Here is a 13389-nt window from a genome sequence, read left to right as displayed (position 1 = left end):
TCCTCCGACATCGAACCCGCGCCGGCGATCCGTCCCCCAGAGCCCACCGACGACATGCCGGACCCGTCCTGCCCCGACGAACCACCTGAGCGCCCGGAGCAGATGCACCCCGCCGCCTGCCCAGAAAGAGGGGACCAGACCATGACAGCCGACACCCTCGTCCACCCGTACCGGACCGAAGACCATCAGCACCTTCACGAGCTGGTCACGTCGCTCGCGCAGCGCGAAATCGCACCGCTCGTTCCCCAGTTGGAAGCCCTCGGCCCGCACACCGACCGCGAAGTACGACGGATCTGCAGCGACGCGGGACTCCTCGGGGTGCTCATCGGATCCGATTTCGGCGGCATGGACGAAGGACACGTCTCCAAGACGATGACCCTCGTGGTGATCTCCCGGGCCAGCGCGGCCGCCGGCGCCATTCTCCAGGCCTCCATTCTCGGCGCGGCTCCCATCATCGAATGCGGGAGCGACGAGATGCGCAGCCAGTGGTTGCCCGAGATCGCCGCAGGCCGCGTCTGGCCGACCATCGCCTCCACAGACCGCCACTCCGGAAGCCACCTCCGCGGGATGGACACCACAGCCCGCCGCAAAGGTCGGGACTTCATCCTCGACGGTGAGAAGGATCTGGTGGGCAACGTCGATCTCGGAGACATCCACTGCGTGGTCGCCCGCACGGGCAAGACCGGTGACCCACGAGGTCTCACGGCCTTCCTGGTGGAGAACGGCATGCCCGGAGTCGAGGTCATCCGCCGGCCCGTAAGCGGGCTGCGGGGATTCTCTGCCGACGGACTCCGTCTGACGGGAGTCCGCGTCCCCCGATCCCATGTCATCGGCGAAGTCGGTGACGGTGAGGACGCCGCACTGATCTCCTCGGTGGTCTACGGACGCTTGAATCTCGCCGCAGTCGGCCTGGGCATCCAGCAGGAGACCTGGGACGTAACGACGAGGTGGGTATCCGAGCGCGAACGCCGCGGTGGACACCTTTCAGACGTACCCGCCGTCCGCCGTCGAATCGCGGAGATGGCGGTCAGGATGAGACAGGCCGAACTTGCTGTCTTCCACGCCTCGTATCTGCTCGACGCAGGCGAGCCATGTGACGAGTGGCTCCTCGACGCCAAGCTCGTCAGCAACCGGACGGCGGTCGCTTCCGCCGAGGACGCCCAGCACCTCCACGGTGGCCACGCCGTACGCCTGGAGAACCCGATCGAACGGCTCCTGCGCGACGTTCGCCTCATCAACGCGCCGGCTGGCTCAGACGACATACAGATCAAGTACATCGCAGACGCCGCACTCGGTCCCTCGCGAACGCAGTGGTCCGTTCGGCACGCCCTCCGCCGCCGAAGCTGACGCACAGCTCCCGCCTCTCTGTCAGCAGTCGGCGGCCGACAGAGAGGCGGGTCCCCTCCGGTGCGGGGGCCACACAGCCCATTCGCACCCCCAGCCCTCCGCACCGGACATCCCACCCGCCAAGCAGTGAAGACGCTGTCGAACACCAGAAAAGACCTGTGCCGAACCATTCCGCCACCGCACCGCCCGCCCACTGGGGGCAGCCGCCTCCCGCCGTGGGGTCGAGGGGGCTCATCAGCATCCCGATGAGCCGCCACGTGGCGATCGTCGCCGCCGTCACCGTCAGATGGCACTCCGGACCACCGTCCGCTACCTCATTGCCCGCACCCGACCCGAAAGCCCGCGCATGACCACGATCAACGTCCGGGACGAGACCGGTCGGAACTCGCAGCTGGCAGAGGACATGAGCGTCTTCCTCACCAAGGCGGCACCGTACGTCGAGCAGATCACCGGGCTCGCGCTGCCGCACACCGTAACGGTGAGGCTGCTGACCGTCCCCGACCTGGCCAAGGACTTCTCGGCCTTCATCCGCCGTCAGGTCGAACGCGACACCACGGACGCCGAGTTGACCGCGCGCGAGCGGAAGAAGGTCGCGGCACTCCCCATAGACGCAGGCCGGGCGGCACGCACGTTATGGGCGGTTGACGCATCCGTCCTTGTCGCCAACACCGTCGGCTGGCCTTCGACGTTGGTCGTGCCTAAGGCGCTCGCGCATCAGGGCCTGCTCTCCGACCCCGACGGACTCTGCGAGTTACTCGTCCGCGTGCTCACCGAACAAGCGCAGGTCGAGGCGTGTCGCGGAGTCCTCGTCCCGGGTGGTGCTTGGCCACCGGTCCGGGAAGACCAGAGTCCGGTCGTCCAGCTGAGCACCGGTCATGCCTGCTGGGCAGGCCGTAGGACAACGCCGCTCGTACTGGGCAAGCCAGTGTCCGACAGGCAGCGACGGCCTTCCTGGACCTATCGGCGTCAGGCGGCGCTTGTGTTCCTCCGCGAACGTGGGCAGCGCGGCCGGCGGCTGCTCCGGTCGACGGCGTTCGTCGAGCAGGCCATGGACTCGATCGGTTCTGAGGGCTTCAACCGTCTGTGGACGATGCACGAGCTCGTCCCCACGCTCGACGAACTGCGTCACCCCGATCAGTGGCTCCGGCGTCAGCCTGCCTGAAGGGCCACCGCGTGATCACCATCCGACGCACCAAAGCCCGGCGGCCCGCCCCGGCCGGCGTACAGCCGAAGGCCTCTGCCCAACGACCGTGGACCATCCCCACTGCCGCCGAGGATGATCCCGGCCGGGAGGCGTACGCACTGCTGGGCTCGGCGTGGCGCAGCTCCGCGGCCCGTTTCATTGAGACCGGACGCTGCTTCGACGTGGTACGGACACCGCAGCAGATCGCCAGTTTGGCCCTCGATCAGTTGCGGTCGCACGGCGAGCGGCGCGGCGCGGTATCCGCTGAAGGTAGTTGCTGGAACTTCTACGTCCCGCTGCGCTCCGGCGGTCTTCCCTGGCCGCCCTGGGTCACCTACCTCAGCGGGCCCATGGTGCAGATCCCTCCGCGTGCCGCCCGGGACGACGGCCTCAGCCTGCGGTGGATCACTCGCGGTGATCCGACCGGGCGACTCCTGACGGCGCCCTTCGCGCTGTGCCCCATCCTCACTGCTCTCGCGCCCCCCGACCCCCGATCTGGTCCCTGACCGGGCACGACTTCCGGAGAATCCCCGTGGAAAACAAGATCGACACGTCCGTCCCCCATTCAGCCAGGACCTGGAACTACTGGTTGGGCGGCAAGGACAACTACCCCGTCGACCAGGATCTCCAAGGGCAGCCGCGGCGACACCACGCAGCAGTAGGGACGACGCCAGCCGTACAGCACGCGCCGTCCCCCGCCTCGCACAGCGAGAACCGCTACTCACTCCTCACCACACAGTCCTAGGAAGACATGCCTTCGCTTCTTGCCCGCAGCCAACTGCTCATATCCGGGCAGCGACCCAGCTCTTGGAGAGCGGCACACGGGTACGCCGCAGTGCTGACCCTTTACGCCTTCGCGGCCGGACCTCACCTCGCGGGGGCCGTCCTGGCCGCCGCGGAGCTGTACGACGTCGATGTGCCGGTCGCGGCGCTTCGAGTCGAGGAGATCGGCCGACTGGCCGGGCTCGCCGGTGCCGCAGTTTGGCTCTGGTGGCTGATCATCACACGGCCCCAGCCCGACAAGATGGAGCATTGGTGGCGGCGTGCCGTCCCCCTCGTGGGCGCGCTCACCGTGATCACCGCCGACGAGGCCGGCGAATTCACGGCCAACGGCACCTCGACACAGATCGCCGGACATCTCAGCGAGGGCTGGTGATCTGGATATGGCTCTGCGTCGAGGTCACCGCCCGCTGGGGACTGTCCATTCAGCACCTGAAGCTGACCGGGCCGAAGCGGCTGTTCCGCAAGCGCACCAAGGCCGAGCGGGCGACACGGGCGCAGGGCGAGATGGTCTTCTACGCCTACGCGGCGGCGGTGTGCGCGGCCGTTCTGCTGCTCAGCGTGCTCCAGCGGCTGCCCGGCCCCGTCATGGAGGGAGATCAGGCGACCGCGGCCGGAGTACCGGACCTCGGCCCGCATCTCGTCCATGGCATCTGGTCGGCCTGCGTCGAAGAGCTTCTGGCCACGGCGGTGGTGGTCGCGGTCCTGACCGCTGCGCGGCGGCCACTGTGGGAGTGCCTGGTCGTCGTCGCCCTGATGCGTACTCTCCCGCACGCCTACCTGGGGCTGTGGCCCATGCTTGCGATGCTGCCCCTCGGCATCACGGCGGGATGGCTGTATCACCGCTACCAGCGGGTGATCCCGCTCGTTCTCGCCCACGCCGCATACAACACGCTCAACACCCTGTTCGGCGTGCCGCTCCTACCTGTGCTCGCCCTCGCACTCGCGGCAGCCTTCTGGGCCTGGCGGGAGACGCGGACTGGCGACGAGGCACACGTATGAGCAGCGACACCGCACCGGGCCATCGGCGCACGCCCCGGGAACTGCGCGTCAGAGAAGCCGTGCTGAACATCGCGCTTGGTCTACACGCGGATGGCGCGTGGGACCGGACCTCGATGGAGCGGATCGCGTCCGCCGCAGGCGTGTCACGGCAAACCCTCTACAACACCTTCGGTGACCGGAACGGCATCACCCAGGCTCTGCTCTGGCGGGAGACCGACCGGCTGCTGGACGGAGTGGACCTGCGCTGGCGCCGAGCCCGCGGACGGGGTGCGGAACCCAGAGACTGCCTCGTGGCCGCGATGAGCTGGATACTCGCAGTGAGCCATGATCACCCCTTGCTCCACGACGTGCTCACCGGCCATGCCCCCCAGGCAGCAGACCTGAGTCTCCTCTCGCCACGGCACACCCCGGCAGATCAGCGGGTCAACCTCGGCCGAGGCCTGGCCGCAGTTGTGGGCGCGGTCGCGGAACGCTGTCGCCGCTTGTATGCCGCCGAGCCCGGCGGACACCCCGACCGGATCCAGGAGGTCGAGGCCATCGTCCGCATGACGGTCTCCTACCTACTCTTGCCCACGGCAACCATCCAGGCTCGTTGGGAAATCACCCACACCGCTCGGAGCCTGCTGCCCGACAGCCGGTCTCCCGCCCGCGCACCCGGCAGCGGCGCAGCGACGACGCTGAAGAAATCAGGGAGCGAGCCGTCGACACCTGCACGCCCATTAGCCCGCCCGACGCGGACCGTTGACGCTCGCCCTCAGCTGGCCACCGCGCCTTCCCCGCGCCGCCCTTCTCCACCCCAGCAGGCCCGGAGGTTCGCATGATGCCAAAGTCCGGTGATCGTATCCGTCTCCTGAACTGGAACTTTGAGCGAAACGGCGGCCCCAGTCCGGCGCCCGGGATACTTCCCGAACTGTGTCGCGAGGCGTACGAATTCCTGGCCCAGCTGGAAGCGGACTGGATCGGCATGCCGGAGCTCCCACACGTCCAGACCGGGCCCGATGCTTCTCCGGAGGAGGCGGCCGCCGCCAGAGATCGGCTTGGTGCCTCCGAGGACATCCTGGTGGGCATGCGCGGCCTCCTCGGCGGGATGGGCGAGGGCAACAACCCGACCGGGCTCTTCGTACGCGAAGGCACGTTCACCATCGGGCCCCAGCGCCACCACCGCACCGGGTTCCACACGCCACCTACCCACGTCCCCCTGTACCTGGACGAAGTTCCCGATGTCGCGATCCACTCGGCCGTCTTCCACAACGCGTACTGCTCGCCGCCCGACCGGCGGCGTGAGACGTTCAAACTGACGCGCCTGGTGGACAGGGTCAAAGCCCACAACGGCCACACCGCCCCGTGGGCGGCGTGCTGGCTGCTCGGCGATACCAACGAAATGCCCAGCCCTCACGGCGAGCTGGTCCCGACCATCGACTGGTCCTCCCCCGAGATCACGGATGATGTCCACCGGCTGCACCGTGCCGAGCAGTTGCCGGACGGCTCCTGGCGCAGTTACACGAACTTCGACGACATCATGCTGGCGGCCGGCATGCACGATGCCGCCCGCTGGGCGGCCCACCACGGACAGCTCAATGCCATGGCTGCCACGGCCGGCCGTGCTCGCCCGGAACAAGGCGGCCCTGTCCGCCTCGACCGCGAGCTCATGGACTCCTTCAGTGTCCAAGGCGTGGAGTACGTCTGCGTCATCGACATGTCCGGGCTCAGCGATCACGACCTCGTCGTGATCGACCTGTCGCGCCGCAAGCTCGTCGAAGCCCTCCTCCGTCAGACCATCCGGCCGCTGGCCAAGTGGAGCGACCAACCGCTACTGCCGATGCCGGCCCTTCTGTCTCGCCAACAGTTCGTCTCGATGGGGCCCGGGCAGCCACTTCTGGTGCCGCCGCGCGTGTCCTGACCGCGTGACGCAGGACCCCGTACGCGCCCGTGAGCGCCTCCTTCTCCGTACGGCCCCGGCTCGGCCGGGCAGTGCAATCCGCCCGGCCGAGCCGCCACCAGGAGCAGCCCCGTGATCCCATCCCATCCCGCCGACGGTCCCCGAGCCGGCCGCGCAACCTCCAACCAGCTGGCCGACAGCACGGTGAACGGGCCCGTCATACAGGCCGACAGCATCGCCGATGTCCATGTGACCGTGCATGAAGCGGTGTTCACTCCGCCCACGCCCCGCCAACTTCCGCCCGTGCCCGCCGTCTGGACGGACCGGGACTATGACCTGGTCCAGATGGCGGCCGCCGTGGACCACCTGTCCGCCGACTCCACGCGCATCATCGCGATCAGCGGCCCCAGCGGTATCGGCAAGACCGCCCTCGCCAACAGGTTCCTCCACACGCAGATGGAGCAGTTCCCCGGCGGAGCGCTGTACGCCGATCTGCGCGGCTATGCCCCCGGGGGTCCCGCCTCCACCCCGGAGATCCTCGCCCGTCTCCTGAGGTCCGTCCGTCCCGGCATACGCGCCACGACAACCGACGAACTCAGCGCATGGTGGCGTACGGCGACCGCCGACCCCGAACGTCCGGTGTGCGTCCTGCTGGACAACGCCACCGACGCCGACCAGGTGCACGCGCTGTTGCCCGGCGGCCCCGGCCACATCGTCGTGACTACGAGCCATCACGTGCTGGAAGGCCTCGCCGGCCACGGCGCGCGGTTCCACACGCTCGCGCCGCTCGACGACGAGGCCGCGCAGGACTACCTCGTACGCCAACTCGGCCGGGACCGGGTCACCGGAGACCGCCGGGCCGCAGACCGGATCGTACGGCTGTCCGCCGGCCTGCCGATGGCCCTGGCCGTGGTCGTCGGCGCCCTGGCCTCCCGCACCGACCAGTCCCTGGCCACCGCGGCCGCCGACCTGGTGCGCACCCAATCCGCAGTGCGCACCGCCCGTCCCGTTCTCAACCCTCAGGAGGTGGCTGTGACCACAGCCCTCGACGACCGCTACCAGCAACTGCCGCCCCCCGCCGCCGCCGTGTATCGGCGCCTCGGCAGCCTGTTCGCCCTGGACTTCGACGCCGCGCTGGCCGCGGCCGTCTCCGGGCTGTCCCGGTCGGCCGCGCAGGAGGCGCTGGACGTACTGCTCGTGGCAGGCATGATCGAAACCGCTCAACCGGAGGAGCACGTCGTCCGCGGCGCCGTGCTCCGATTTCACGACAGCGCACGCGAGCACGCCGCCAATCTGTTCGCCATCGAGGAACCGGCGGACAGGGGGCAAGTGCTGCGCATGGCGCTCGACCACTACCTCGACACCATGACCCGGGTCGAGCGGCTCGTCACCCCAACGCACCGCCTGCTCCCCCGGGATTTGCGCTACCAGCCCGGGGAGCCCGTCGAATTCGACACCGAAGGCGACGCCCTGGCCTGGCTGGAATCGCAGCGGGACAACCTGCGTGCCGCGGTTCGCGCGGCGGACGACGCCGGGCTCGGCTCGTCGGCAGTGCAGCTCACGCACGCTCTGTGGCCACTGCTGCGTGCCCACCACGACTACGACCTGTGGGAGGAGACCCACACCATCGCCCTCCGCGCGGTCCGCAACGGCCGGGACCAGGGCACCATGGACCCCGCCTTCGAGGTGGAGATCCTCGGCACATGGGCGGTGGGCATGCGCGGCGCCGGCCGACACCCCGACGCGATCGAGGCGTTCGACGAGGTGCTCCGCCTCGCCCGGAGGGCCAACGACGGGCGGGCTGAAGCGCAGGCACTGCACGAGCTCGGCGCAACCCACCTCGCGGCGGGCCGCCCGCAGGACGCCGAGCCCTTCCTGCTCCAGGGCCGCCAGCGGCGTACGACGCTCGCCGACCTGGCCGTCTCCAGCGGAGACAGCAGGAACGAGATCACGTTCCGGCGTGCTGTCGCCATCACCGATGTGTGCCTCGGCCAGGTCCAGGCCCTCCTCGGACGGCCGGGCCAGGCAGTCGGCACATTCGCCTCCGCCCACGCCACCCTCATCTCGCTCCCCGTCCCGGACCTCATCGACGCGGCGCGGGCACTGGCCTGGCAGGGCCGCGCCCACACCCTCGACGGCGACCTCGTCAAAGGCGAGTTGATCGGGCGGCAGGCCGTCGCCGAGTGCGACCGCGCCGGTTCACCCCGCTGGCGGGCGCGCAGCCGCGAAATGCTCGGCCAGGCCCTCCAGGCCGCCGGCCGCCACGACGAAGCCGCAGACCTCTACCGGGAAGCCGTCGCCATCTACACGCCCATCAGCCCGACTGATACGGACCGCGTACAGCAGCGGCTCCGTGCCCTGGCCGCGTAGCCGGCCTCGCATCCAACCGGCCACGTCCTCGGAGGGGGCATCCATGACGACATATACCGACGCGACAGACCTTGACCTGCTCGGCTGGAACGTACTGAACGGGGGGATGGACGGAGACCAGGAGTACCGCCGCGAACGGCAGATCGACTTCCTCGCGTCCCTCGCGGACCTTGATGTCTTGTGGATCATGGAGGGCACCAACTGGCATGAGGGGAACCGCTTCGCCGACCTCGGGGACGCCACGGGGCTGACCGCGCTCCCGTACGTGACCTCGGCCAATGGCGACGGCATCAACCACAGCTGCCTGTACTACAGAGCCGACAAGCTCCGCCTCACCTCCCCGTCCAGGGAGCTCGCCCGCGGTGCCTTCCACCACGGGGCCATCCGCGCGCAGTTCGAGGTGAACGGCGTCCGCCTGCTGGTGCTCGGGGCACATCTCACGTACAGCAGTCCCGCGGCCCGACTGCTGGAAGTCCCCCACCTGGCCGACTACGGGCAGTCGTTTCCGGGCTGGCCGGAGGACGGTGTCCTGATCATGGACTCGAACGGCCCCGACCTAGACGATCCGGAACCGGAGGACTGGTCAGCGGTGCCACAGAACCTTTGGCACCGATACCGGGAGTGGCGGCCCGATGGATCGTACGGCGGCTGGGACACCCAAGCACTGAAGATGCTGATGAAGGCCGGCTGGCGTGACCCGCAGGCCGACGTGCCGATCCGGCGGAAGCCCACCGTCGGCTACTGGTACGAGAACGAGAAGGTTCCCCTTCACCTCGATCAGGCCCTCGTCACTGGCCGGCGGATCGAGGTCGTGGACTACCGCACGCTCGGCGCACCCCGCTCCTTCGCACCGGATATCCCCACCCCGGACATGCCCGGCACGGATCTCGCTCTGACAGACCTGACCGATCACCTCCCGGTCCACCTGCGAATCCGCCTCCACCGCGACCCAATCCGCACGGCGAGTTGAACCGGAGCAGGACACATCCCGCCCCGAGCGCTCCTCCTCCCGGGACCTGGAGCCTGGCTACAAGGTGGGCCAGGCCGTCGTGGCCGCTGCCTTGCGCGGTCTGGTCCGCGACGGCCTGGTCATCAGCCCGCGCGCCTTCGGCATCTATGCGCCCATCCGACACGGACCGAGTACGGCAGCGGTTCCGTACCCATCAACGACCAGTTCATCAGCCTGGCGTCGCTGAAAGCGAATGCCGTTGCCTGGAGCTGATGTTGGCCGGGCGGATGCGGCGTGCCGCGATTGGTGTGAACAGCCGCACGCCCTTACGTTAGACCCCAACATCTTGTGGTCAATTGCGAGTTGATGCCCACAGGTTGTGTCCACAGGTGCATTCTGTCAGTTTCGATTACGAATGAGGTCCAATCCATGGCCGAGCAGATCGGTGACGGTCGAACGGGAACGCGCGCGGAGGGCAGGGCGGTCTGGCCGGCTCCGCCTCGCCCTCCGCGCCAGATGCAGTCGACGACCCGGTCGTTCATTGTGGGCGAGGGCAAGGGCTACCTGACTGTCGCGTGTACCCCTGACGGGTCCCCCGCCGAGGTCATGATCCGCATGGCCAAGCAGGGCTCCACGCTCGCCGGCATGATGGATGCCTTCTCCGCGACCATCACCGAAGGGCTCCGACACGGCGTACCGCTCGAGCGGTTCGTCGCGCAGTACGTACAGATGCGGTTCGAGCCCGCTGGCCTCACCAACGACCCGGAGATCAGGCAGGTCAGCTCGGTCATGGACTACGTCGGCCGCCGTCTGGCACTGGATCACTTGCCGTACGACGCGCGGGTCGGCCTGAACGTTCTCACCGCCGAAGAACGTGAAACCAAGCAGACCGTCGACGGCCTTGGCAACGAGGTCTGGACCGACCTCGTGGGGCTGTCCATGTCGGCTCCGGTCGTCGCGCAGGCACGGCGGGGATAGCCGCAGAGGCTCCCCTGGGGCCGGATAGACGCGCTGTTTCCGCGTCTGTCCGGCCCCTTGGCGTTTCGGCCACGTCAGCGGTCAGCCCACCCGAGCGCCGTCTCCACTGCTGCCTCGACGTCTGGAACGAGGACGACTTCGGGTTCGGGCAGCATGTCGAAGGAGCACCTCGGCTCCCCGACGTAGATCACGGGGATCCCGGCAGCGAGCGCGCAGCCCATCTCCACGCTCAGGCCCGCGCTGCGCCGGCTCATGCCCATCGCGATCAGCACTCGGGAGCGTCGTACGTCTTCGAGGCAGAGCCGGGCAGCGAGCCGGTTGAGTGCTATGCCGGCGTCGAACTGACAGCTGGGACGGGTGAGGGGATCCAGGTCGAGCCAACGCGCGGTCGAGTAGAGCGGGGCTGGAAGCCGGTCGCGAAGGTTCCGGATCTCGTTGCGGTGCCGCAGGGTGGCGGCCAGGTACACCGGCACGGCATCAGCGGGGACCGGTTCAGCAGGCGCGGGGAAGCGTGCCGCCGACGGCAGGGGCGGTCGCGCCCCGCGATCCGGCGGGGTGAACGAGTTGCCCTGCGTCGTGCGACCTGCGCCGTAGGGGGTGATCGGGCTGTAGGCGTGGGTGAGATCCTGAGAGAGCAGCGGCATGCCGATCAGGGCCCGTCTCCCGTCGACGTCCGCGAAAGTCCCGTCGACGGGGTACAAGAACCGAGGTTGATCGTCCCGAACGATCACGAAGGTGCCGTACCGCTGGCTCGCCCCCCTGAGGGACTGCACGCGGTCATCGAGCAGTGCCAGGTGCCGTCCGTCGATCCGGCGGCTCGCGGTCGCGCGGGTCGCCTCGGAGAGCAGCTCCTCACGCGCCTCTTGGGCGAGGTCGCCGTGCTGCATCAGCAGCCAGACAGCGTCTGCCGCAGCTGCGCCGTCCCGGTCGACCCGGGGCCAGCCGTGGCGGGCGACGGATTGCACGACGTCGGCTGTGGCGCGGGCCGAGAAGTCCAGGTAGCAGGCCAGCTGCTCCGTGGCAGTGACCAGTTCCGGGGCGATGGCCGACAGCAGGGTCAGTGGTTGCGGCCACTCGGGGTAGCCCAGGGCCTTGCCGACCTGGCGGTCGACGTCCGGGGCGGCGAACAGAGAGGCCAGGGCGCCTTCCAGCAGGAGCTGCTCCTGCTCGGCCGTGTAGATCAGGTGCTGCCAGGCGTCGGATCGGTGAGCGCGGGCGTCGCCGGATATGGGTGGGTCCTCGGGTGAAGGAGCGGCTTGGACAGCGCGCTCAGCGTATGCGCGGGCGGTTGTGCTGTTCAGCTTGCCTGCGGCCGTCCGGGGAATCGCGTCGACGCGCACGACCAGCCGAGGGACCTTGTAGGGGGCGAGACGCTGGTAGAGGAAGTGGCGCACGCCCTCCGGGGTGCCGTTGGTGAGTTCCATGAGGGCGACGAGTGTCTGCCCTCGCACGGGGTGGGGCAGCGGGACGATGGCCGCGTCCCGGACGGATGGGTGCTCGAGGGCCGCCTGCACGATCTCGGGCAGGTAGACCTTCTCGCCGCCGATGTTGACGCACTCGTCGGACCGGCCGAGGAGCAGAACACGGTCGTTGTCCAGGCGGCGGGCGTGGTCGCCCGACAGCAGGTAGCGGGTCCCTTCGACGGTCGCGAAGCGGGACGTGGGGAACGCGCTGTCGACGTGGGCGCCCAGTGGATGGGGTTCGGCCACGCCGAGAAGTCCCTCCTCTCCGGGCGCGGCGAGCCGACCGTCGCCCCTGACCACGGATGCGTGGGGTCCGAGGTCGAACGTGCCGGTTGCCGGCACGTTCCCACGGTCAGCGACCGAGCTACCGAGACCTGTGGCCTCGGTGGCTCCGAGCGTCTCGACGAGGCGCAAGTGCGGAAGCTGCTCCAGCAGCCGCTGCTTCTCGACGGCACTCCACACAGCGCCCGAGGAGGTCACCGTGCGCAGCGCGGTCAGGTCCCAGCGATGCGGCTGGCGAGTCAGGGCGTCGGCCAGCGGCCGGGACATGGCGTCGCCGACGATCGCCAGAGTGTCTGCTTCGTGGCGTGCCGTCTCCTGCCAGATCGAGGAGGGAGCGACCCGCGGCACCGTGATGACCAGCCCGCCGGCGGACAGTGCGCCGAGGGCCCGGGTCTGACCGGAGCCGTGCATCAGCGGGCTGGCGACAACGAGCCGGGCCTCGGCCACGGTGATCGGCTCGCCGACGGGCACATTGGTGTCGCTCCGTGTGAGCCAGGGACTGTTGCGGCAGATGTTGCGGGCCACGTCTTGCGTTCTCCACCGGACGGCAGCTGGACGCCCCGTGGTGCCCCCCGTGCACTTGAGGAAGATGTCGTCGGGCGAGGACAGAATGTCGAAAAGGGGGGTGCTGCTTTGGAGTACGTCGCTCAGCGCCGCTCCCCATGGCGGTGGCGGTCCGCCGTCAACGATCCAGACCGGAGCACGGTGGCTGCCCATGAGGTCGCGGGCACCACTGGCAGCCGTGAGGTTGCTGGCGTCGAAGAAGACGGCACGTGGTTGTAAGAGCGTGAGCAGGTCCGCCAGCTCGGCGGCCGTGTAGCGGTAGTTGACGTTGGCGGGCGTCAGCCCGAGACGGAGGCAGGCCACGAGGGCGACGAGGTGTTCGGGCCGGTTGAGCAGGGCCAGGGCGGCGATGTCTCCGCGGCGGAGCCCGCTTGCGTACAGGTGGCCGGCGAGGGCCGCGGCCTGGTTGTCGAGCTGCGCCCAGGTGACGGCGCGGTCCCCGTGGAGCAGGGCCGGCCGGTCGGGGTGGTCGGCGGCGATGCGGGCGAAGAGCCGGGCGAAGTCGAACGTCATCGCGGCTGTCCGGCGTGAGCGGTCTGCCGCGGTGGGGCGGGCCGGAGGGTGACGGGCTCGTGCGGGGCGGGCGCAGAAC

12 protein-coding genes are annotated in these 13389 nt (G+C 69.2%); 11 read left to right on the top strand and 1 reads right to left on the bottom strand.

Annotated features, from left to right (window positions below; translation table 11 throughout):
• Window positions 1-141: 141 nt before the first annotated feature.
• The 11 genes from GUY61_RS04410 (at window position 142) to GUY61_RS04360 (ending at window position 10488) form a co-directional block, all read left to right on the top strand.
• A complete protein-coding gene (locus GUY61_RS04410) occupies window positions 142-1347 on the top strand; it encodes an acyl-CoA dehydrogenase family protein (RefSeq protein ID WP_166628720.1) in 1206 nt (401 codons plus the stop codon).
• Between the two features lie 346 nt (window positions 1348-1693).
• The gene (locus GUY61_RS04405) at window positions 1694-2509 is read left to right on the top strand and encodes a zinc-dependent metalloprotease (RefSeq protein ID WP_166628719.1); all 816 of its coding nucleotides are present in this window, start codon (window positions 1694-1696) and stop codon (window positions 2507-2509) included.
• An 11-nt stretch (window positions 2510-2520) separates the two neighbouring features.
• Window positions 2521-3036 carry a hypothetical protein gene (locus GUY61_RS04400; RefSeq protein WP_166628711.1) on the top strand — a complete coding sequence of 172 codons (516 nt, stop codon included), beginning with the start codon at window positions 2521-2523 and terminating at the stop codon, window positions 3034-3036.
• A gap of 26 nt (window positions 3037-3062) precedes the next feature.
• Window positions 3063-3275, top strand: a complete 213-nt coding sequence (locus GUY61_RS41090) for an SAM-dependent methyltransferase (RefSeq protein ID WP_313896501.1) — start codon at window positions 3063-3065, stop codon at window positions 3273-3275.
• Between the two features lie 6 nt (window positions 3276-3281).
• Window positions 3282-3686, top strand: a complete 405-nt coding sequence (locus GUY61_RS04390) for a hypothetical protein (protein WP_166628718.1) — start codon at window positions 3282-3284, stop codon at window positions 3684-3686.
• On the top strand, window positions 3683-4312 hold the full coding sequence (locus GUY61_RS04385; RefSeq protein ID WP_166628717.1) for a CPBP family intramembrane glutamic endopeptidase: 630 nt from the start codon (window positions 3683-3685) through the stop codon (window positions 4310-4312). The genes GUY61_RS04390 and GUY61_RS04385 overlap by 4 nt, the downstream gene beginning before the upstream one ends.
• Window positions 4309-5133 (top strand): TetR/AcrR family transcriptional regulator, encoded by an 825-nt coding sequence (locus GUY61_RS04380; RefSeq protein WP_166628716.1) that lies wholly within the window; start codon window positions 4309-4311, stop codon window positions 5131-5133. The genes GUY61_RS04385 and GUY61_RS04380 overlap by 4 nt, the downstream gene beginning before the upstream one ends.
• A gap of 143 nt (window positions 5134-5276) precedes the next feature.
• Window positions 5277-6212 (top strand): endonuclease/exonuclease/phosphatase family protein, encoded by a 936-nt coding sequence (locus GUY61_RS04375; protein ID WP_166628715.1) that lies wholly within the window; start codon window positions 5277-5279, stop codon window positions 6210-6212.
• 111 nt (window positions 6213-6323) lie between these two features.
• Entirely contained in the window at window positions 6324-8561 is a 2238-nt protein-coding gene (locus GUY61_RS41460) for a tetratricopeptide repeat protein (protein ID WP_166628714.1), read from the top strand.
• A 43-nt stretch (window positions 8562-8604) separates the two neighbouring features.
• Window positions 8605-9531: a hypothetical protein gene (locus GUY61_RS04365; protein ID WP_166628713.1), complete on the top strand. Its 927-nt coding sequence runs from the start codon at window positions 8605-8607 to the stop codon at window positions 9529-9531.
• Window positions 9532-9939: 408 nt separating this feature from the next.
• Window positions 9940-10488, top strand: a complete 549-nt coding sequence (locus tag GUY61_RS04360; RefSeq protein ID WP_208105551.1) for a ribonucleoside-diphosphate reductase — start codon at window positions 9940-9942, stop codon at window positions 10486-10488.
• 74 nt (window positions 10489-10562) lie between these two features.
• On the opposite strand, the gene GUY61_RS04355 is transcribed toward GUY61_RS04360, so the two are convergent.
• The gene (locus GUY61_RS04355; protein ID WP_166628712.1) at window positions 10563-13310 is read right to left on the bottom strand and encodes an AMP-binding protein; all 2748 of its coding nucleotides are present in this window, start codon (window positions 13308-13310) and stop codon (window positions 10563-10565) included.
• Window positions 13311-13389 lie beyond the last annotated feature (79 nt).

The organism is Streptomyces sp. GC420, from assembly GCF_009916105.1.
Lineage (GTDB): Bacteria > Actinomycetota > Actinomycetes > Streptomycetales > Streptomycetaceae > Streptomyces.
This window is presented reverse-complemented; position numbering and strand designations above follow the sequence as displayed.

What these genes read in the sequence shown, in the direction of transcription:
- GUY61_RS04410 (WP_166628720.1), top strand. Translation starts at nt 142, where the DNA reads ATGACAGCCGACACCCTCGTCCACCCGTACCGGACCGAAGACCATCAG.
- GUY61_RS04405 (WP_166628719.1), top strand. Translation starts at nt 1,694, where the DNA reads ATGACCACGATCAACGTCCGGGACGAGACCGGTCGGAACTCGCAGCTG.
- GUY61_RS04390 (WP_166628718.1), top strand. Translation starts at nt 3,282, where the DNA reads ATGCCTTCGCTTCTTGCCCGCAGCCAACTGCTCATATCCGGGCAGCGA.
- GUY61_RS04380 (WP_166628716.1), top strand. Translation starts at nt 4,309, where the DNA reads ATGAGCAGCGACACCGCACCGGGCCATCGGCGCACGCCCCGGGAACTG.
- GUY61_RS04375 (WP_166628715.1), top strand. Translation starts at nt 5,277, where the DNA reads ATGCCGGAGCTCCCACACGTCCAGACCGGGCCCGATGCTTCTCCGGAG.
- GUY61_RS04365 (WP_166628713.1), top strand. Translation starts at nt 8,605, where the DNA reads ATGACGACATATACCGACGCGACAGACCTTGACCTGCTCGGCTGGAAC.
- GUY61_RS04360 (WP_208105551.1), top strand. Translation starts at nt 9,940, where the DNA reads ATGGCCGAGCAGATCGGTGACGGTCGAACGGGAACGCGCGCGGAGGGC.
- GUY61_RS04355 (WP_166628712.1), bottom strand. Translation starts at nt 13,310, where the DNA reads ATGACGTTCGACTTCGCCCGGCTCTTCGCCCGCATCGCCGCCGACCAC.